The sequence below is a fragment of the Nocardia sp. NPDC004604 genome, from assembly GCF_040609795.1.
Classification (GTDB): Bacteria; Actinomycetota; Actinomycetes; order Mycobacteriales; family Mycobacteriaceae; genus Nocardia.
On record NZ_JBEXLC010000109.1, the window covers coordinates 1 to 21,134 of the forward strand.

At 66.6% G+C, this 21,134-nt stretch carries 15 protein-coding genes; 8 read left to right on the forward strand and 7 right to left on the reverse strand.

The window, feature by feature from the left end:
• The first annotated feature begins 129 nt into the window (after positions 1-129).
• Positions 130-2,502 carry a lysylphosphatidylglycerol synthase transmembrane domain-containing protein gene (locus ABZW16_RS31270; protein WP_354959684.1) on the forward strand — a complete coding sequence of 791 codons (2,373 nt, stop codon included), beginning with the start codon at positions 130-132 and terminating at the stop codon, positions 2,500-2,502.
• Here the strand turns inward: ABZW16_RS31270 and ABZW16_RS31275 are convergent.
• Positions 2,499-3,209: a methyltransferase domain-containing protein gene (locus ABZW16_RS31275; protein ID WP_354959685.1), complete on the reverse strand. Its 711-nt coding sequence runs from the start codon at positions 3,207-3,209 to the stop codon at positions 2,499-2,501. The genes ABZW16_RS31270 and ABZW16_RS31275 overlap by 4 nt on opposite strands.
• A gap of 104 nt (positions 3,210-3,313) precedes the next feature.
• Between ABZW16_RS31275 and ABZW16_RS31280 the strand changes: the two genes are divergently transcribed.
• On the forward strand, positions 3,314-3,958 hold the full coding sequence (locus ABZW16_RS31280; RefSeq protein WP_354959686.1) for a TetR/AcrR family transcriptional regulator: 645 nt from the start codon (positions 3,314-3,316) through the stop codon (positions 3,956-3,958).
• A gap of 73 nt (positions 3,959-4,031) precedes the next feature.
• On the opposite strand, the gene ABZW16_RS31285 is transcribed toward ABZW16_RS31280, so the two are convergent.
• The 4 genes from ABZW16_RS31285 to ABZW16_RS31300 all read right to left on the reverse strand — a co-directional run bounded on the left by ABZW16_RS31285 (position 4,032) and on the right by ABZW16_RS31300 (position 5,895).
• Positions 4,032-4,289, reverse strand: coding sequence for an isochorismatase family protein (locus tag ABZW16_RS31285; RefSeq protein ID WP_354959687.1), 258 nt, complete (start codon positions 4,287-4,289; stop codon positions 4,032-4,034).
• The gene (locus tag ABZW16_RS31290) at positions 4,229-4,636 is read right to left on the reverse strand and encodes an isochorismatase family protein (RefSeq protein WP_354959688.1); all 408 of its coding nucleotides are present in this window, start codon (positions 4,634-4,636) and stop codon (positions 4,229-4,231) included. Before ABZW16_RS31290 ends, ABZW16_RS31285 begins: the two co-directional genes overlap by 61 nt.
• 189 nt (positions 4,637-4,825) lie before the next feature.
• On the reverse strand, positions 4,826-5,599 hold the full coding sequence (locus ABZW16_RS31295) for a hypothetical protein (RefSeq protein ID WP_354959689.1): 774 nt from the start codon (positions 5,597-5,599) through the stop codon (positions 4,826-4,828).
• Positions 5,596-5,895 carry a PadR family transcriptional regulator gene (locus ABZW16_RS31300; protein WP_354959690.1) on the reverse strand — a complete coding sequence of 100 codons (300 nt, stop codon included), beginning with the start codon at positions 5,893-5,895 and terminating at the stop codon, positions 5,596-5,598. Before ABZW16_RS31300 ends, ABZW16_RS31295 begins: the two co-directional genes overlap by 4 nt.
• 126 nt (positions 5,896-6,021) lie before the next feature.
• Here ABZW16_RS31300 and ABZW16_RS31305 point away from each other — a divergent pair, with 126 nt between their 5' ends.
• Positions 6,022-7,035 carry a hypothetical protein gene (locus ABZW16_RS31305; RefSeq protein ID WP_354959691.1) on the forward strand — a complete coding sequence of 338 codons (1,014 nt, stop codon included), beginning with the start codon at positions 6,022-6,024 and terminating at the stop codon, positions 7,033-7,035.
• Between the two features lie 311 nt (positions 7,036-7,346).
• Complete coding sequence (locus ABZW16_RS31310; protein ID WP_354959692.1) at positions 7,347-8,867, forward strand: hypothetical protein; 1,521 nt, start codon at positions 7,347-7,349, stop codon at positions 8,865-8,867.
• A gap of 203 nt (positions 8,868-9,070) precedes the next feature.
• Here ABZW16_RS31310 and fadD5 read toward each other — a convergent pair whose 3' ends face one another.
• Positions 9,071-10,642, reverse strand: a complete 1,572-nt coding sequence (fadD5, locus tag ABZW16_RS31315; protein ID WP_354959693.1) for a fatty-acid--CoA ligase FadD5 — start codon at positions 10,640-10,642, stop codon at positions 9,071-9,073.
• 338 nt (positions 10,643-10,980) lie between these two features.
• Between fadD5 and ABZW16_RS31320 the strand changes: the two genes are divergently transcribed.
• Entirely contained in the window at positions 10,981-11,955 is a 975-nt protein-coding gene (locus ABZW16_RS31320) for a nitronate monooxygenase family protein (RefSeq protein WP_354959694.1), read from the forward strand.
• Between the two features lie 48 nt (positions 11,956-12,003).
• Here the strand turns inward: ABZW16_RS31320 and ABZW16_RS31325 are convergent, their stop codons facing one another.
• On the reverse strand, positions 12,004-12,957 hold the full coding sequence (locus ABZW16_RS31325; RefSeq protein ID WP_354959695.1) for an MBL fold metallo-hydrolase: 954 nt from the start codon (positions 12,955-12,957) through the stop codon (positions 12,004-12,006).
• 191 nt (positions 12,958-13,148) lie between these two features.
• Here ABZW16_RS31325 and ABZW16_RS31330 point away from each other — a divergent pair, with 191 nt between their 5' ends.
• Genes ABZW16_RS31330 through ABZW16_RS31340 form a run of 3 tightly spaced genes read left to right on the forward strand, consistent with a single transcriptional unit; the run spans position 13,149 to position 21,132 of the window.
• Entirely contained in the window at positions 13,149-13,418 is a 270-nt protein-coding gene (locus ABZW16_RS31330) for an acyl carrier protein (protein WP_354959696.1), read from the forward strand.
• A complete protein-coding gene (locus ABZW16_RS31335; RefSeq protein WP_354959697.1) occupies positions 13,415-19,411 on the forward strand; it encodes an SDR family NAD(P)-dependent oxidoreductase in 5,997 nt (1,998 codons plus the stop codon). Before ABZW16_RS31330 ends, ABZW16_RS31335 begins: the two co-directional genes overlap by 4 nt.
• Complete coding sequence (locus ABZW16_RS31340) at positions 19,408-21,132, forward strand: fatty acyl-AMP ligase (RefSeq protein WP_354959698.1); 1,725 nt, start codon at positions 19,408-19,410, stop codon at positions 21,130-21,132. The genes ABZW16_RS31335 and ABZW16_RS31340 overlap by 4 nt, the downstream gene beginning before the upstream one ends.
• Positions 21,133-21,134: the final 2 nt, after the last annotated feature.

The window sequence follows — 21,134 nt, forward strand, 5'->3', positions numbered from 1 at the left end:
GCCGGTAGGTCGGCGAAAACGGCGCGGTGTGTATCGTCCCCGCAGACCCTAAACCGTCGGCCCGCAACGGTACGTTTATCGACACCCCGACGACCGGCCACAGACGCGGAGAGGCGAAGGACCCACGAGATGCGAGTCGATGGGCGGGACATCCCGGTCACGGGGAGCCTGCTACAACCGCTGAGGCGGCGGACCAGTGACATCATCCGCGTGGTGCTCGCGGCCCTGTGGGTCGGCGTTGTGGTGGCCGCCTCGCTGATCACCCGGCCGGAATGGCTGGCGCTGGAACGGTCGGTCTCGAATATCGTCGGCTTCCTCAATCCGGACCAGTCCAATCTGGTGTATCTGGTCTATGGCATGGCGATTCTGGCGCTGCCGTTCGCGATTCTCATCGAGTTGATCATCAGCAGGCAGTGGAAGCTGCTCGCCGGCTATGCCGCGGCCGGATTGGTCGCCGGTCTGCTGCTATCGATCACCGGCACGGGATTGTCCGCGCCGCAATGGCATCTGCAGGTGCCGGACCGGCTCGATACCTTCCTATCGCAGTTCCTCGACGATCCGCGCTGGATCGCGATGCTGGCGGCGGTGCTCACCGTCTCCAGTCCCTGGCTGCCCACCCGGCCGCGGCGCTGGCTGTGGTTCCTGCTGCTGGCCTTCGCGCCGATCCATCTGGTGGTCAGCACGGTGGTGCCGGCGCGGGCCATGTTCGGACTCGCGGTCGGCTGGTTGGTCGGCGCGATCATCGTGCTGGTGGTCGGCACACCGGCGCTGGAGGTGCCGCTGGACGCGGCGGTCCGGGTGCTGGCCGGGCGCGGACATACCGTTACCGCGTTCACCGTGGTGCATCCGGCCGGGCGCGGTCCGCTGGTGCTCGCCGCCGCCATCGACGGTCCGGAGCGCGAGTTGACCGTCGAGATGTACGGCAAGAACCAGCGCAGCTTCGGCGCGCTGCGCCAGCTGTGGCGCTGGCTCACCTTCCGCACCAGCGAAACGGCGGCGCTGCACGGTTCCATGCATCGCGCCGTCGAACATCGCGCGCTGATGGCCATTGCGGCCGGTGAACTGGGTCTGGCCGCCACGGAGCAGGTCGCCGTGGCGGCGCTGGAACGCGGCTGGATGCTGTACGCGCACACTATGCCCCGGGGTACGCCGCTCGACGAGCACTCCGACGAGGTGCTCACCGGCGTATGGAAATCGCTGGCCAAGCTGCACTGCGGCCAGATCTCGCACGGTGATCTGCGGCCGGTCGAGATCCGAATCGAAAACGGCGACACCCTGTTCGGCGGCTTCGTCAACGCGGAATTCGGCGCCTCGGATAAGCAACGCCAATCCGATGTCGCACAGCTGCTGGTGTCGACCTCGGCGGTCTTCGGCAAGGAAGCTGCGGTGCGCACCGCCATCGAAACCCTCGGCGAGCAGACCGTGCTGACCGCGGCGAGCCGACTCACCAAGTCCGCCATGCCCACCGGGATCAAGAAGTCGATTCCGGACTGGGCCGATGTGGTCGCCTCGGCCCGCGACGAGGTGCGCAAGCAGACCGGTCAGGACAAGATCGAGGCCGAGCAGATCACCCGGTTCAGCCGCAACCAGATCATCCAGCTGGTGCTGCTGATCGGACTCGTCTACGTCGCGTATCCGTTCATCAGCGCGGTGCCGACCTTCTTCTCCCAGCTGCGCACCGCCAACTGGTGGTGGGCGCTGCTCGGCTTGGCGGTTTCCGCGCTGACGTATGTCGGTGCGGCGGCGGCACTGTGGGCCTGTGCGTCACGGCTGGTCAGCTTCCGCAATCTGGTGATCATGCAGATCGCCAATACCTTTGCCGCGACCACGACGCCGGCCCGGGTCGGCGGTCTGGCGCTGAGCGTGCGGTTCCTGCAGAAGGGCGGACTCGGCGCGGTGCGGGCCACCGCCGCGGTCGCACTGCAGCAGGCGGTGCAGGTGATCACCCACATCAGCTTGTTGATCCTGTTCAGCGTGGCGGCGGGCACCTCGGCGAATCTTTCGCATTTCGTGCCCGACGCCACCGTGCTCTATCTGGCGGCCGGTGTGGGTGTCGGCATTATCGGCACCTTCATGTTCGTGCCGAAACTGCGCCGCTGGCTGAGCAATTCGGTGCGCCCGCAGTTGCAGGAGGTGCTCGGCGAACTCGGCGATCTGGCCCGGGATCCCAAGCGCTTCTCGGTGATCGTGCTCGGCTGCGGTGCCATCACGATCGGCCAGGCGCTCGCGCTGTGGGCCAGCGTGGAGGCGTTCGGTGGCGGCGCATCGTTCATTACCGTCACCATCGTCACGATGATCGGCGGCACCTTGGCCTCGGCCGCCCCGACCCCCGGCGGCGTCGGCGCCGTCGAGGCGGCGTTGATCGGTGGTCTGGCGGCCTTCGGTCTGCCCGCGTCCATCGCGGTGCCTTCGGTGCTGCTCTACCGCGTGCTCACCTGCTGGCTGCCGGTGTTCTGCGGCTGGTTCACCATGCGCTGGATGACCGCGAAGGACATGATCTAGCCGTTCTTGGTCGCCACCAGGACACCGGTCGTCGGCGCGATCGCGGTGAAATCGACCGTTCCGAATCCGGCTTCCCGCAACGCTTCCCGATAGCGGCGGATATCGATGGCGGATAGCGGATCCGCCTGGTGTCCGGCCGCATGCGGGTCGTCGGTGCGCCGTGCCGCGAATCGCGACATGAGCCGGACCATCGCGGGCAGCACCAGTCCGGTCGGATGGGTATCGGCGAGCAGCAGTCTGCCGCCGGGACGGAGTACGCGGAACATCTGTGCCAGGGCTGCGGCACGCTTGGCCTCCGGAATGTGATGCATGACGAAGGTCGAGGTCACCACATCGACCGAGGCGTCAGGCAGATCCAGCGACTGTGCCGTGCCCACCTCAAATCGGCAGTTGGGCCGGGCCGCGGTGCGGGCGGTCGCATAGTCGATCATCTCCGCCGACGGGTCGATGCCGAGCACGTGGCCGGACGGACCGACTCGCAGCGCCAGAGCTCGGACGAGTTGACCCGGGCCGCAACCGATATCCACGGCCCGCTCGCCCGCGGCGGCACCGGTCAGCTCGACAAGTTGAGCGTTCAGTGCGCCGACCCGGCCGAGCAGGAAGGCCGATTTCACCACGAGATAGCCACGCGGTTTGGTGATCAGAATGCCGATCTCGGATTTCGGGTCAGCATGTGCGGCAGTGGACTGTTGTCTGTTTCCGGTCATGTGTCCATAATCGGACTCGATACCCGGAACGACCAGAAGCAAAAAGCGAGATATGTTCTGTTCGGGACGGATTCGCACCATCTGTACGGGAACGTGAGGACGAGATGACCGGCAGCACCGATCGCCGGGTTCGGCGCACCAAGAATCTGCTCCATCGAGCCTTGATCGAGCTGATGATCGAATGCGGCTACGACCGGATCACCCTGCAGGACATCCTGAATCGCGCCGATGTCGGACGCTCCACGTTCTACGCGCACTTCCGCGACAAGGACGATCTGCTGCTGGTCAGCAGTACCGAGTACCTGCGCGCGGCGGTCGCGGATGCTGGGTCGGCGGCATACGACCCGCAGGTCCCGCATGGTTCGACACCGCTCGCGCCGCTGTACACGCTATTCCGCCTGGCCTCGGCGAATCCCGAGGTCTACCGGGCGCTATTGGGGCGAAGGGCGACCGGTGTGCTGTTGCGCTCGACCCGTCGGATGGTGGAAGAGATTCTCACCGAACAGCTCGCGGGCCGACTGGATATGGACGACGACGAATTCGCCGTGACGGTGACCTTCCTGTCCTGGGGCGTCGTCGGCCTGCTCGGCTCGATCGCGGACGCCGATCCACCGCTGCCCGCCGCCGAGACCTACCAGCGGCTCACGGATCTGGTCGGCCCCGGCCTCGAACGCCGGGTCCGGCGACCGGCCGACCCGTCAGCCACGGAAGGCCATCTTCCCACGGGCGGCAAGGCGGCCTTCGGCTGAACGGAATCAGTTGGCACGCGGGCCGATAACCAGACCGATCGCCGTCTCGGTCGCGGGCCCATCCCGGAACCGGTCAGTGCGAACCGATCAGATCCAGTACCTGGTCGGCGGTGCGGCAACCGGCGGTGGTCAATTCGAGATTCGCCAGCGATCCGGTGTGCGTTTCGGGGTTCACCGCGGCGACGCAGTCCGAGACCGGATGCACGGTGAAGCCGAGATCGGTTGCGTGCCTGGCGGTTTGCTCGACCACCAGATTGGTCGCGACACCGGTCAGGAACAGCGTGTCGATGCCCTGCTCATCGAGCCATTCGGGCAGCGGACAGTCCGCCAACCCGACAGCTTCTGATTGTCGAAGACCGCGGTCGGCTGCTCGGCCATCTCCGGGATGAGCTGTGTCCCCGGCGACTCCGGCCGAAAGTCGGTCTGCGCCGCCGCCACCGAACGCATGAATCCGGTGTTGCGTACCAGCCCACCCTCGCCGACGGGAATGGTGAAGCGCAGGAATGCCACCGGCAGCCCACGTTCGGCCGCTGCCGCGTGCAAGCGCACCGCGCGCGGCACCACCCCGCTCGCCGCGACCGGCGCGGCCAGCATCGGTCCGAAGAATCCCTCGGGCCGAATCACATTCACCTGCCAGTGCAGGGCGAGGACCGCAGCGCGAATACGTGGAATCGCCATGGGGCGATCTTGACGCACCGTGCCGCCACTGTCCACGATTTGGGGGTTGAGGAGCATCTGGGAGGAAAGTCACGCTGAGCAGACAGGGTGAATCCTGTTGTTGTGCTGGTGATTTCATGTCGGCGTGACTGATGTGGGTGGGCCCGACTACGGGCGTTTCGGTGCGTTGTCCCGCGTGGAACTCGAACGCTAGTCATCTGCGAGAGATGGGAGCTCGCAGAGTGCTGCGGTTCCCGCGACCCCGAACACCAGCGTGAGTGCACCGCAGCCGGCTGCGAACGGATCGAATCGGGCACCGGAGAAAGAGAAGATCAGCAAGACCGCGCCGGTGACCACGGCGACCGCGGCCAGGACCACGCCACCGGCGCCGGCTCGCCAGCGACTCGGTGCGATGACGGTGTCGGGGCCGAGGTTAGCCAGGACTCGTGAACCTGCGCCGACGGCCAGCAGCCAACCGATCCACCACAACGACACGACAGCCAGCCGGATCGGCACCGGCGGAATCCGGGGCAGCACACTGCCATGCACGATGATCACCACCGTCGCGACCAGGACCACCGGAACAGCGAAATATCGCGTGGACCGCCGAACCGCCGCGGCTAGCGCGGTCCGGTTCAGGTGTGGCAGCGGTGTCACCAGCCCGCACCCCACCAGCAGGGCCGCCGCACAGCCCCGCAGCACCTGCCTGAGGACGGGGCCGGCGTCCTCGGTAAGGAGATTCGCGATGAACCATCCGCAGCCCGCGACCGCGAGGACCATCGCGGTCGCGCGGGCGGTGCGCTGCCCGCGGTGACGAGGCGGCCAGATCGCTGGTTGCAGCCAGATGGCGGCCGCGCTCGCCACCAGATTCGGCCAGGATCGCCACCCTTCCGAACGCGCGGCGTCGCACAGGTCCTCACCCCACCGGTCGAGGTAGGGCCGCGGATACAACAACCGCACGAGGATTTGCGTACAGCTGGTCACGCCGGGCTCACCCCCAGACGCCGCAATCCGGTCCTCGACACCTCGGCCATGGCACGCAGTTCCCGTTCCAGCAACGCGGCGCCCTGCGGGGTCAGGCGAACCGGGCGCTGCCGCCCGACACCATCGACAGCTTCGATCAACCCTTTGGCTTCGAGCCGTGCCAGCGCGCCGTACAGGCTGCCGGCCGCCAGCCGCTCACCGACCAAGTGCTCGATCGCGGCATTGATCGCGTAGCCGTGCAACGGCCCCTCGGCAAGCGCGCACAACACCAGTACCTGTGCGTCGTTGGCGAGCATCAGGACCTCCTCGTTCGACCCCTTCCTTGCAGACTAGTACACATTGCGTAGCTCGCGCCACGTAGTACGCAGCGCGTACTATGCACGTGATTGATCGGCTCGGCAGGTCAGAAAGGAGCGGTAGCGGTGGCGGATGAACAGGTGGTATCGGTCGGCAGCCAGGTCCGGGGTGTCACGGGTGCGGCGCTGATGGCCTCTTTCGTGGCAGGAGCCGGGTTCGTCGCCTTCGCATGGACCACGACGCAGGCCAAGACCGTGCGGGCGGCGAGCCCGTGGCAAGACGACCCGTATGACGTGGTGGTGTCGTTCACCGAATTCGTGGTACCAGCAGTGCTGTTGCTGATGGCACTGCGAATGCTGTTGTGGCGCAACGGTCAACCACAACCAGCCTTCCGCGTCGCACAGCTGGCACGGACCGCAGCCGCGAGTACGGGGCTCGTGGCGATGACTGCGACGACGGACTGGATCGCGGTCGCGGTCGACGCCGATCGCACGGCTTGGACTGCGACGACCACGCCGGTGCTGATCACCGCACTCACAGTCCTCACGGCCGTCACCGCCGCCGGGCTGATGCTGCAGCGAAAAGCGCTGCGATTGCCAGTATCCGAGCGAGCGCACGATGGTGATTGGCTCGACGACATCGAACCTCTGGCCGCATTGCTCACCGGCGGCCGGGCCATTGTCCGCCCCTCCCACTACAGCTCGGTCGCGACGTTCACCCGCCGTCACGACATCGCCGTCCTCGCGGCGGCGGCCGTGTCCGCAGGGGCAGCAGTCACAGCCACGCAAGCCATCGGCGAGGGGTGGACCGACCCGCTGCTGATCGTCTTCGCAATAGTCACCGCCACCAGCGGATTCTTCGGGATGGCAATGCTCGGCAACCACGTCCTCATCTTCATAGCCCCGGCCCCGCGACCGAACCGGATACATCGCGCAGTCCGCGCCGCCTCCACGGCCGCCGCGCTAGCAGTACCGGCCACGGTGGCCCTGCGCGGCGCGATCTGGTCCCTGCTCGGCGATGTCACCGAACACTCGCCCCTGGGGCTGCTCCTCCTGGAGACCGGCGGCGCAGTCATCGTCGGAAGCGTGACCTTCACCGCAGCGGCCCGTGGGGTCCAGACTCGAGAAGAGTCACGGTAACGAGTAACCGCAGGTAAGAGCCCACTATCTGCGCTCTGGCCCGTATTTCATTTGATGAATGATTCTCTGCGCCAACAGATCCAGGCTCTGAGCTGCGGGGATTCGCCAGATTCCGACTTGGTCTGACGACCCGGGAGGTGACGGGGCCAGGGCTGCGATCAGCCGCTTTTCAACCCCTCTTTCATCTGATGAAGGAATCATTCAGTGGATGTTGAGGGTGTTGGGTGGCGGGATCGCGAAGGTTGGAGGTCGCCGGCGCGGCCCATCGCGTCGTGGCGGCCGGGGTGCCGTTGCTACGTCCGGACGTGTAGGTGTTCGAGGCGATGCTGGAAGGGTGGCGGCAGCAGCAGCTGAGCCGGAACCTGGCCTTTGGCACCGTCGACGCCCGGTTGGATCTGTTACGGCGGTTCCAGGATCACTCCGGTGAGTTCCCATGGCAGTGGACGCCGCAGCATCTCGAGGAGTGGTCGACCGATCTACGTGCCGTGCGCGGGCTGGCGTTGTCGACGGTGCGGGCCTATCAGTTGGCGATCCGCTCGTTCCTTGGCTACGTGTGTGAGCCGTTCTATGGGTGGGATGTCGAGTGCGAGAAGCGATTCGGCACTCACCCGATCCAGATCAGCCACGACTGGAACAGCGCCAAGCACATCCTCGACGTCGAGGGACGCCCGCAGCGGCGGGCGTTGACCCGGCAGGAGTTGCAGCTGCTGTTCGATGCGGCGGACGAGATGGTGGAGGAGATCCGCCGCAACGGGCGCAAGGGCGCGGTGGCAGCGTTCCGCGACGCGGCAATGTTGAAGACCGCCTATGCTTTTGGGCTTCGTCGCCGGGAACTGGTGCGGTTGGAGGTCCACGATTTCGGTCGCAACCCCAAGGCGACGGAGTTCGGCGACTTCGGTGTCTGCTACATCAGGTTCGGCAAGGGCAGCGGCCCGAAACGGCGCAGCGTGCTGACCGTGATGCCGTGGTCGGTCACCGACGACCGCCAGGCCCTCGCCACCTACATTCGGTGGCACCACCGCCACCGGATCCTGCAGCAACTCGACAACGGCGCCGTTCGCGCCTCGGCCTTCTCGACCGCCCGCCAGCAATCAAGGGCCGCGTTGGATTTTCTGAACTGGCTGAGAGCACGAGGAACCCTCTTGGCCGAATGCACACAGCACGACATTGACGATTGGTTTGCCGACGGCCCGACGACCCGCCTTCTGGCCCGGATCTTCATGACCTTCGCGATCCGGCGAAGGCTCTGCCCGAAGTTGCGAATTCCCAACCAGCCCAGGGGCGTCGCTCCGACCGCGCAGCCCCAGCCGGAGCGGATCGCGCTGGTCCGCAAACTGTTCACCGACGACACCTTGCCCCCGATCGACCGCGTGGTGGGCCTCCTGGTCCTGCTCTATGACATGCCCGCCACCCGCATCGCTCAAATCAGGCTGGACGACGTGACGACCGACAGCGGTCAGGTGTTCCTGCGGATCGCCGAAGAAGACCTGCCGATGCCAGAGCCCCTGGGCTGTCTCATCACCGATCTGACTGCCCAGCGTCGCAACATGGGCACCGCAGCCAACCTGACGTCACCATGGATGCTCCCTGGCCAACGGCCGAACCGCCCGATCAGCACCGCCAGGCTCCGGGAACGGCTTCGCCGACTCGGCGTTACCGGCGCCGGCCGGGTCGCGGCCTTCAACGAACTGCTGCGGGAGATCCCTGCGCCCGTCCTCGCCGACCTCGTCGGCTGCAACCCGAAATTCGCCGCGGAACGTGCCTCGCTCCTCGCTGCGGACTGGTCCACCTACGCCGCTATCCGAGCCCGCCGAGCACCCTCACATCCGTGATTGCCGGGGGAATACGAGCAGGTCAGATATGGGATAGCACCGACAGTAGCAACGTTGCCGAGCTGGGCGAACGGCACCCTGGTGGGCAGGTGACTCCGCGAATTATCCGCGGTAGAGCACGGCCCGGCCGCCCTGTTCAGTCATAGCGAAACCGCTTAACGTGACTTTTCTCGAGTCTGGACCTCACACCCCGATTTCCGCACTCAGGACGAATAGTCCCTGCGCAGCTGCACTTTCACGACCTTGCCGCTGGCATTGCGCGGCAGTTCGGGCACGATCACCAGATCCTTGGGGTGCTTGTAGCGCGCCAGATTCTCGTTGAGGAACGGCGTCAGCTCGTCGAGGGTGAGCTCGGCATCCGGATCGACCAGGGCGACAACGGCAACCGGCACCTCGCCCCACTTCTCGTGCGCCCGGCCCACCACGGCGGCCTCGCGGATCTTCGGATGTGCGAAGAGCGCATTCTCCACCTCGGCGCAGTAGATGTTCTCGCCGCCGGAGATGATCATGTCCTTCTTGCGGTCCACCACCCAGAGGAAGCCCTCCTCATCCGCGCGGACCAGGTCGCCGGAGTGGAACCAGCCACCGGCGAAGGCATCGGCGGTCGCCTCCGGCTTATTCCAATAGCCCTGCATGAGAGTCGGTCCGCGGTAGACGATTTCGCCGATCGCACCGGGGGCGACATCGTTCATCTCATCGTCGACGACGCGGGCCTGGATGGTCGGGATGGGCTTGCCGACCGAGCCGAGCTTGCGGATCGCGTCCTTGCCCTCCAGCACACAGGTGATGGGCGACATCTCGGTCTGACCGAAGACCGCGACATTGACCGCGTCCGGAAAGCAGTCGGCCATGGCGCGCAGCACAGTATCGGAGGCGGGGGCGGCACCCCAGCTGAGCACCTTCAGCGCGAGCTTGCGCTGTTCGACCGTCGGCTCCTCGCAGATCATCTGCCACTGCGCGGGCACACAGAACGCAGCGGTCGCCTGCTCGCGCTCGACGGCGTCGAGGAATTCGGTGGGATCGAATGCGCCGAGCGGATGCAGGACGGTCTTGGCGCCGAGCAGGAAATACGGTGCGAGGCTACCGATTCCGGCAATGTGGAACAGCGGCGAGGTGCAGAAGCCGATCGCATCGGGTCCCAGATCCAAGGCCCGAATACAGGTCAGCGCCTGGGCATTCATATTCGCGTGCGAGAGCACCGCACCCTTCGGGCTGCCGGTGGTGCCCGAGGTGTACATGATCAGTGCGGGGGTGTCCTCGGGGATGTCGAGCGGCGCATGCGTTGTGCCGCCCTCGGCCAGCACATCGTCGTAGCCGAATACGCCGTCGGCGCTCTGGCCGCCGATCACGATGCAGGTCGCCAGTTCGGGCGCCTGCCCCTGAACGGCCGTGGCCAACGGCTGCAGCATGGTGTCGGTGACGATCGCCTTCGCGCCGGAATCGCTGACGATATAGGCGACCTCGGGCGGGGTGAGCCGGAAGTTCACCGGGACCGCGATGGCGCCGAGTGCGTTGATGCCGAAGACGGCCTCGAGGTACTCGGGATAGTTCAACGCCAGGATCAGCACCCGATCACCGAAGCCGATGCCGCGCCGGGCGAGTGCGTCGGCGAACTTCAGCGAACGCTCGTGCAGCTGCCGCCAGGTGGTGTCCACACCACGGAACCGCACGGCGACCGCGTCCGGACGCATCTGCGCATGCGACGCGATCTGGTTGTTCCAGTGGTTGCGCCGCGACCGCAGCGGCTCGTCGAGCGCCTGTGCACCGGTGGTCATGCCACGAACTCCTCTCGGACCGCCGAACGTGCGCCGGTCTATCCGACAGTGTCGACGGGCTGAACTGTCAGCAGAATAACAACTAACTTATTCCGCGAGCAAGATATCAAGATATGAATCGACGTTAATTGCCTCGGCGTGAGGTCCGAGAATCGAAAATGCCTTCTAACTGCATATTCTCCGGTTATCGCAGCCATACCCGGACCGTCAGATTCCGCCTATGGCGGATGACGATGCGAATTCTGGCTTACTTACAAGTTGAACAACGGGTGATTCCCGTGTCACCATCACTGCGTAAGGGCGGACTGGCGCGCCCCGCGACGCAGAGGAGAAGCGCAGTGCTTCGTACCAGGTTCACCGAGATGTTCGGCGTCGAACACCCGATCGTGCAGGGCGGCATGATGCATGTCGGCCGGGCCGGACTCGTTGCGGCCGTTGCCAATGCGGGCGGCCTCGGCTTCATCACCGCGCTGACCCAGCCCACCCCCGATGACCTGCGCAAGGAGATCGCGCGCACCAGGGAGCTGACCGATAAGCCGTTCGGCGTCAATGTCACGATCCTGCCGTCGATCAACCCGCCGCCGTATGCCGAATACGTGCAGGCGATCATCGACAGCGGCGTCAAGATCGTGGAAACCGCGGGCAGCAATCCGGAGCCCTTCCTGCCGTACTACCGGGAGGCCGGAATCAAGGTGCTGCACAAGTGCACCAGCGTGCGGCATGCGTTGAAGGCGCAGAAGATCGGCGTGGACGGCGTCAGCATCGATGGCTTCGAATGCGCGGGACATCCGGGCGAGGACGATATTCCCGGCCTGATCCTGATTCCGGCCGCCGCGCGGGTCCTCGATATTCCGATGATCGCCTCCGGCGGTATCGCCGATGCCCGCGGTCTGGTCGCCGCGCTCGCCCTCGGTGCCGACGGCGTCAATATGGGCACGCGCTTCCTGTGCACCCAGGAGTCGGCGATCGATCAGAAGGTCAAGGAGCAGATCGTCGTCAATTCCGAACTAGACACCCAGCTGATCTTCCGGACCATGCGCAATACCGCGCGCGTCGCGGATAACGAGATCAGCCGCAAGGTCGTCGAAATCGAAAAGGCCGGTGGCACTTTCGAGGATGTGCGGGATCTGGTCGCGGGTGCGCGCGGGCGCCGCGTCTTCGATGAGGGCGATCTCGACGCGGGCATCTGGTCCGCGGGCCTGGCGCAGGGCTTGATCCACGACATTCCGTCCTGCGCGGAACTCATCGACCGGATGGTGTCCGAGGCGGCGGAACTGATCACCGCCCGGCTCGCCGAAACGGTCATCGCCTAGCGGCTATTCAGCCGTCGCAGTCCATCGAGGGGTGACCGCGACCATCGGCTAACGCGCGGCCAGCGCTTCGACCGCCGCGTAGTCATGGGCCGCGACGATGTCGATGCCGTCGGGCAGTGCGTGCAGCCGGTGGATCGTGGTGAATGTTGCATCCCGGTCGGCGTCGAACAGCAGGCCGGGCATGGGGGCCTTCTCGCGGATCAGCTCCACCTGCATCCGGTGCCATACCGCATCGCCCGCGAGCAGCACCCGGGTGCCGTCGTCTACCGCGAGCAGTACGCCGATACTGCCCGGGGTATGTCCGGCGAGGTCGACGAGCAGCACCGAACCGTCGCCGAACAGGTCGAGGCTGTGCGGGAAGGTGAGCACCGGCGGACCGTCGAGTTCGAAGGTGTCGAAGGTGCGCCCGCGCAGCGGCCCCGGGGCAACGCCCACCGGAGCATGCGGACCGTCGAGCGCCCATGCGCGTTCGGCGGCGGGCAGTCGGATGGTCACCGCATCCGGCAGTTCCAGCAGACCGGAAATGTGATCCCAGTGCAGATGGGTCGGGAGCACGAAATCGATGGCCTCGACGGCGATATCGCGGGCGGCGAGTGCATCGGACAGGCCGAGTACCGGCTTATCCGGAGCGACCAGCAGCGGAATCGGAAACGGCAGCTCCGGCACGACGCGAGCGTGCACATCCGAGCACAGGGCGGGGTCGACCAGGAATCGCGCCTTCGGATGCTCGATCAGATACGCGGCCATGGTCAGCGGCAGTTCACGCAGGCTGCGCACGCCCTCCGCGACGATCGTGGTCGGTACGGCCATGCGGGCCTGCATCAGTACGGTGAGTCCGACGGTCGCCTTGGTCTGCGGCAGTGGCACCGGATCGAGTCCGGCCAGCAGTGCGGTATCGGGGCGACGCGGGCGCAGCAACCGCGCCGGGGTGGCCGCCAGTGCGGCGCAGCAGCGCAGCACGGTGGGCAGGGTCGGCGTCCGCTCGGTTCCTGATTCGGGCACGGTGTCACCGTAAGCGATCACCGCGATCGGCGAAAGAACCAGGCAGCCAGGGCGATTCCGGACAAATCCGGACACTTCACCCGCCTGTCCTGGTCGACGGAGAGGTCTTGCTCGCGTCGATTTCTACGGCATAATCGCAGGGGGTACGGCGCGGGGGCACCCAGCCCTCGGGGCAAGGGGTAGGAGGACGGATGGGGCTTGGTCTTCCGCGCGGGCACAGTGTTGTCCCGCGGCGCGCGGCGCTACTGACCGCTGCTGTCACCGCCGTCGCCGACCTACTGGATGTCGCCGCCGCCACGGTGTCCACCAGCGCGCCGTTCAGCGATCTCGGCCTCAGCTCACTGCAGCTGGCCCGGCTGACGGCACATCTGGAAGATGCCATGGGCGTCGAGGTTTCGCTTACCGCCCTATACGACCACCCGGATATCGAGCAGCTTGTCGAGCATCTCGCGATGCGATGACTACCCCGCCCACAGATCAGAAAGGCCAGCCCACTTCCATCCAGCCCTATCCGCCGGTATCGATCGTGGGAATCGGCTGCCGGGTGCCCGGCGCGGCCGGGGTGACCGAATTCTGGCGCATGCTGCTGGCGGGCCGGGATGCCACCGGCGCACCACCGCCCGGGCGGCTCGGCCTGCGCCGCGCCGGATACCTCCCGGATATCGACGCGTTCGATAACGACTGGTTCGCCATCTCCGGCCGGGAGGCCGCGCTGATGGATCCGCAGCAGCGGCTGGCACTCGAGGTCGCGGTGGAGGCCATCGACGATGCCGGAATCGGCTACCGCATCAGGGGTTCCGGTGCCGCGGTGGTATTCGGCGCCTGCGCCTTCGATCACGGCATCGCGGTGCTCGGCCGGGGCGGGCACGATGCGCCGTACGCGGTGACCGGTTCGGCGCTCAGCATTATCGCCAACCGGCTCTCCTATGTCCTCGACCTGCACGGACCGAGTCTGGTGGTGGACAGCGCGTGCTCGTCCTCGCTGGCGGCGGTGGATCTCGCGATGCGTCTGCTCGCCGATGACGCGGTGCCCTTCGCGATCGTCGGCGGGGTGCAGCTCACGCTGCTGCCGCATACCTCCGGGTACCTGGCCGACAGTGGATTCCTCGCGCCGGACGGGCGCAGTAAACCATTCGACGCCGCGGCGGACGGGTATTCCCGCAGTGACGGTTGCACCGTGGTGGTGCTGCGGCGCACCGCCGATGCGTTGCGGGACGGGCAGCGGGTGTACGCGGAAATCCTCGGCGCGGCGGTCGGGTCGGACGGGCGATCCAATGGTCTGTACGCGCCGAATGGTCGCGCCCAGCAGGACACCATTCGGACCGCATGGGCCAGGGCCGGACTCGAACCGCGCGATAGCGGATACATCGAATGCCACGGCACTGGAACGCCTTTGGGTGATGCGGTGGAGGTCGGCGCACTCGCGGCCGTGGTCGGGGACGGCGCCGAGCCGACCTGGATCGGCTCGATCAAATCCAATATCGGCCATCTGGAGGCGGCGGCCGGTGTCACCGGAATGGTCAAGGCGGCGCTGTCGATCCGGCACGGTGTGATCGCCCCGACCATCAACTTCCACACCGAGAATCCGCTATTGCGGCTTGCCGAGCAGGGTCTGCGGGTGCCGACCGAGCCGATCGACTGGACCGCGACGCCGGTGGGTGCGCGGTGCGCCGGGGTCAGCTCATTCGGATTCGGTGGGACGAATGCGCATGTGGTGTTGCGCGGGATCGAACCCGAGCGGTATCGGGGTTATGAACCGCCCGTGCTGATTCCGGTTACCGGCCGCGATATCGCGGAACTGCGGAAGCGGGCACAGCAGTGGGCCGAGTTGCTCGATGGTGCCGACGCGCACCTCGGCGCGGACTCCGATGCCAGCGCTATTGACACAGGGCAGGGCGATACCGACATCCTTCGGCAATTCGCCTCTGCCACATCGCGACTGATACCCGAACTCGCTCGCGCCGCGATTCTCGCCCACGATCGCGGCGGCGCGGCGACTCAGTTGCGCGCACTCGCGGACGGCGCCTCCGGTGCGGGAGTGATCGGCACGAGTTCGGTGCGGCGACGGGGTGGGATGCTGTTCCTGTTCTCCGGGCAGGGCGGTCAGCACGCCAGAATGGGACGGGCACTGGCGGCTCGCTATCCGGTGTTCGCAAAGGCGCTGACCGACGCCACGGATGCGATTGTCGCGGCGGGCGGAGCACGGGTGTGGACGCCGCGCAATGGATTCGCGCTCGGCAGTGCGGCGGCGAGCAATGGCACCGGCGCCACGGAACTCGTGCAACCGGCGATCTTCGCATTTCAGGTGGCACTGGCCGAACTGCTCGCCGCATGGGGCATCGAGGCGGATGCGGTGGTCGGGCACAGTCTCGGTGAGGTCGCCGGTGCGGCCGTGAGTGGTGCGCTATCGCTTGCGGACGCGGCGCGCGTCGCGGTGCAGCGCAGCCGGATTCTGGCGCGGCTCGATGGACACGGCGCCATGGCGCTGCTGGAGGCGACACCGGATGAGGCGGCGCGGCTGGTGGAGCCGCTGCATGCGACCGTCGCGATCGCGGCGATCAATGGCCCGCGTTCGGTGGTGATCTCCGGTGCGCCGCGCTATATCGACGCGCTGATCCGGCGCGCCGGGCGGCGAAAGATGTTCGCGCAGCGCATCGCCGTCGACTTCGCCGCACACAGTCCACAGGTCGGCGCGCTACTTCCGGAATTCGTCGACGCGCTCGCCGCACTCACCGCGCGGGTGCCATCCGTGCCGGTCTACTCCACGGCGCGCCCAGGCGAAACCATCACCACGGCCGCGATGGATGCCGACTACTGGGCCGAAAATGCCTCGGGGACCGTTGAACTGGCCGCAGCACTGGAACAAGCCGCGCAGGACGGTTTCACATCGGTACTGGAAATCGCCCCACATCCCGTGCTGATACCCGCGATTCGGGAATACCCCGATTTCGCCGATGCGGCCCATGCGGTCACCAACCGTGACGACGAGGCCGCAGCCTTCCTGACCTGCGTCGCCGAACTGTACCTCGAAGGCCGGCAGGTGAACTGGGCCGCGAGCGGACCATTCACGGCGGCACCGCCCCAGCGACAGTGGGTCAAACGCCAGTTCCCGCTGGTCACCACACTCGATGCCAGGGCTGCTGGATACCGGGGCACCGCAATCGGTCCCGGTGTCAACGGGGGCACCTCTACCAGCACCGATACCAACCACAGCACCGCCAGCGGATCCGGTATCAACGGCGGCGCAACCTCGGGCCGCGGCATCGACGACGGCACCACTTCCGCCCCCAGTGTCAACAGCGGCACCACTTCGGATGCTGGTTCCAACCACAGCAACGCAAACGGCCCTGGTGTCAGCGGCACGACATTCGGTCGCGACACCAACAGCGGATCCACTTCCAGCGCCGATACCAACCACAGCACCGCTAACGACCCCGGTGTCTACGACGGCATCACTTCCGGTCCCAGTGTCAACAGCGGCACCACTGTGGGCGCTGGTTCCAACCACAGCAACGCAAACAGCCCTGGTATCAGCGGCACGACATTCGGCCACGACACCAACGACGGAACCACCTCCGGCGCCGGATCCAACCACAGCACCGCAAACAACCCCAGCGTCAACAGCGGCACGACATTCGGCCGCAGTACCAACGACGGCACCACTTCCAGCGCCGGATCCAACCACAGCACCACAAACGGCCCCCGTGTCTACGACGGCATCGCTTCGGCCACTGGTGTCGACGACGGCACCACCGCTGGCCCGCGGATCAACAACAGCCTCGGGATCAACGGCAGCACCACTGCAAGTCTCAGGCACGGTATTGCTACAGATATCGACCATCGCACCGTTGGCGACTCGGGTACCGCCGGTATCCGTGTCGCAGACCAGCGAGCTGCCAGCGGTGTGAGCGCATCCGACGTGGTCCTCGCCGAATCCGAGTTCCCTGCCGACGATCTCGACGATCATGTGGTGCAGGGTGTACCGACGGTCCCGGCGGTCTTCTGGCTGCGGAGGTTGCTCGAGCTGGCTCGCGCCGGGCATATATCGACCGCGATCGCTGATTTCATGGTGCACGAGCGAACCGAGCTGGCGGCGCTGTCGGCGGTCACCTACCGGAACACCGGTGGTGGAAAGCTACAGGCGGCGGTCACAGGCGCCGGGACGCTGGCTTCGGCACGGCTGGCCGGTGACCCCACACCCGGGGATATCGTCGCATGGATGCGGGTTGTCGACGCAAATCGAGCCGCGCGCAGAAGGATGCGGATGCTCGCGCCCGCCGATTTCTACGACTCGTTGCGCGCACATCACCTCGAATACGGTCCGGGCTTCTGTACGCTGCGCGGCATCGAGACCGGTCCCGATTGTGCAGTGGGCTCATTCGCCGCCGCACCCCACGACGGCGCATCACCGCACCGCTCGGCGATCCTGGACGGCTGCCTGCACCTGCTCGCCGCCGCGGGCCACGACCACCTGCCCGACAATGCCGTCCCACTGCCGATCGGCATCGAATCCGCCTGGCTTTCCGCCGAACCGGAGCTGGTGCTGCTGGAAGCCCACGCGTTCGTTCGTGATCGATCGCCCCATGGACTGACCGGCGACATCATCGGCACCGATCAGCACGGGGTTCCGGTGCTCGCACTGTCGGGTGTGCAGATCCGTTTCGCAACCTTGCCGCTGCGGCCCGAATCCACCACACACGTCGGCCCTTTCCGCCACGAAGCGTGGATACCGTTCGAGATCCAGGATTCGTCCGATGGCAACGGTGACCGAGTCCAGCGCCACCCTGACCCGCAGCACGCCCTGGTGATCGGCGAATCCCCGCTTGCGGTCCGGCTGGCCAGGGCGCTCGACCGCACACTGCCCACCGAACGAGTCGCCCGCGAACCGGATGCCGCCGGTCCGATCGTCTCCGCCGTCCTCGCCGCCCGCACCGGCTCCGCCCGCACCGCGGTGATCGTGGTCTGGCCCGCCGGATTCGGCGCGCCCCCCGAATCCGACCGTGACGGACACACGAACAGCATCGTGACCACCACCGCGCGCACACTCGATCTGCTGCAACGCGTCCAATCCGAAGATGCCACCGCATCTGTGACGATCGTGCTCCCGCATGACGGTTCCGACCACCCGCTCGACGACCACCCAGCATCGTCGGCAAACCGCCAGCTCGGGCCGACATCGCCGGGCACCGCGCCGATGGCCGTGGCCGGACTGGTTCGCTCGATGCAGCTCGAATCCGGCCGCGAGGTGCGGCTGCTGTGGACCGATGCGGCGGAAACCGCGGTGCCCCGCTTATGCGACCTCATCGTCCACGCGGCCACGGCGGCATCCACCGCGCCTGTGCTTCCCGATGAACTCCGCATCACCGGCGGTGCCGTCGCCGCACGCCGTTTCGTACCCGCCCGCCCTCGCTCGGCCACCCCGATATCCATCGACCCCAATGGCACCTACGTGGTCACCGGTGGCCTGGGTGCGCTCGGTTCGGTCGTGGTGCGCTGGCTGCTCGATGCCGGTGCCCATGACGTGGTGGTGCTCACCCGCGCGCCCCGCCCGGTGCCCGCGCTCTTGGACGGACTCGAGGATCGAATCGTCGTGATGCGCTGCGACGCCGCCGACCGCAGCGATCTCGCCAACGCCCTCGATGATGTCCGGGAATGCGGATCCACCATCCGTGGCATCATCCACGCCGCGGGAGCACTCGAGGATGCCGCATTCGAAGCCGTCACCGCAGGTCAGCTCGCCCGGATGTTCGCGCCGAAACTGATTGCCGCTGGCAACCTCATCGAACTCACCGCCACCGATCCGACCGACTTCGTCCTGCTGTTCTCCTCGGCCACCGGCACATTCGGCGCGCCGGGTCAGGCCGCGTACGCCAGTGCCAATGCCGCGATGGACGCACTCGCCCACGCATATCCGGGTCGGCGCGTGCTGAGCATCGGCTGGGGAATCTGGGATTCGGGACTCGCCGCGGCCGCGGGTGGCGCGGCACATTTGCGACGCGCTGGAATCTCGGCATTCGATATCCCGCGCGGCACCGAATTGTTCGCTCAGACAATGCACTACGACCAGCCGTACCTGCTCGCGGTCGATTACGTACCGACGACGGATTCGACTCCGGTCGCCATCCGCCTGCGCAACCTGCTCACCGATCAGCCGACGACACCGGCATCGACGAATCCCGCACCCCCGCAACACCATCCGGTCGAACCGCTCACCACAACCATCCGCACCGTGCTGGCCGCCACCCTCGATCTGACCTCCGAACATCTCGATCCCGAAGCCGATTTCAATGAATTGGGCCTGAGTTCCCTGCTCGGCATACAGATGCGCCGCCACCTCGAATCCCGGCTCAATATCCGGATCTCCACCGCCGAACTGTTCCAACACCCCACAATCACCGCGCTCGGTGCCGCACTGGCCGAACGTATCGCCGCGAAATCCGCTGACCTGCCGTGACTTCGCCGCACACCACACCGCCCCGCAACGCACTGGCCGCCCGAATCGCCGAATGGGCACGGACAAAGCCCGACAGCTCCGCGTATACCGAGTTGCGCTATCACGGACAGCACTGCGAGCCGATCACGCTGACCTACCGGCAACTGCACGCCGCAGCGGGTGCTCTAGCCCAAAGACTCAGGGCGAACAGCGATCCCGGCGACCGAGTGGCAATCCTCTGCGCCCACGGAATCGACTATGCCGTCGCCTTTCTCGCTTGCCTGTACAGCAATCGCATTGCCGTACCGCTGTTCCCACCCACCGGAGGCAGAAATCGGTCCCGGCTCGACGGGGTACTCGCCGATGCCCGCCCAGCCCTCAGCCTGATCTCGGCCGCCGACACCACTACCGGCGATATCTTCGGGCGAGCAGTGGGTCGGGTGCTGGAGGTCGAGCCGGATGCCACCGCATCAGCCGACCCGATTGTCGATGCCATCCGAACGGATCCGGCCTACCTGCAGTACACCTCCGGCTCGACCAAGGCCCCGGCCGGAGTCGAGGTGACGCACGCGAATCTCGCCGCGGCACTGGATCAATTGTGGACGGCGGTACCCGCGGTACGGACCAAACCGATCGTGTCCTGGTTGCCGTTCTTCCACGATATGGGTCTGGTGCTGGCCCTTTCGCTACCGCTCTACGCGGGCGTACCCGGCGTGACAATGGCGCCCGCCGAATTCGTCAAACGCCCCATCCGCTGGCTGCGCGCACTCAGCGACTATCGCGCCGGTACCACCGGCGGCCCCAATTTCGGCTTGACCCTCGCAGTCTCGGCCACCACCGCCGAGGAACGCGCCGATTTGGACCTATCCGCACTCGACGCGCTGATCAACGGCGCGGAACCGATCCGAGCCGATGTGCTGACCGCCTTCACCGAAACCTTCGCCGCCAATGGCTTCCGGCATCACGCCCACACTCCGGGATTCGGTCTGGCCGAGGCCACACTTCCGGTCACCATCTGCGGTGCGCTCGATGAGCCCGTCTCGCACCGCTTCGATCGGGTGGCCTTGGCGCAGGGCACCGCACAACCCGCGCGCACCGGTATACCGCTCGTCGGCTGCGGCATTCCCGCTGGTCAGCAGGTCGCAGTGGTGGAGCCGACCGAGCGGATCGAGGTGGCGACGGGCACGGTCGGCGAAATCTGGGTCTGCGGCCCCAATGTCTGCGCCGGGTACTACAACAATCCGGACGCGACCGCGGCGAGTTTCGGCGCCACGCTGTTCGGCAGCCACGAATCCTGGCTGCGCACCGGCGATCTCGGCTTCTGGTACGAGGGCCAACTCTATATCGCGGGCCGACTCAAGGATCTCATCGTCATCGACGGCCGCAACCACTATCCGGCCGATATCGAGACCACCGTGGCCGACTGCGCGCCCGAGGTGCGGGCCGGGCATGTGACCGCATTCGGACACGATGACGGTCGCCGCGAGGATCTGGTGGTGGTCGCCGAACTCGTCGATCCGGCGGCCGGATCAGCGGAGGTGGCCGCATTGGCCCGCCGGATCCGCAATGCCATCGCGACCGCACACGAGGTGACTCCCGGCGACATCGTCCTGGTACAGCCGGGCCGGATCCCCAAGACCACCAGCGGCAAACTGCGCCGCGGCGAATGCCGGGCACTCTACGGCGCTGGCCACCTGACCTGGCCCGAGCACTGCGGAAACACCCCGCCGATGTCCCCCTGATC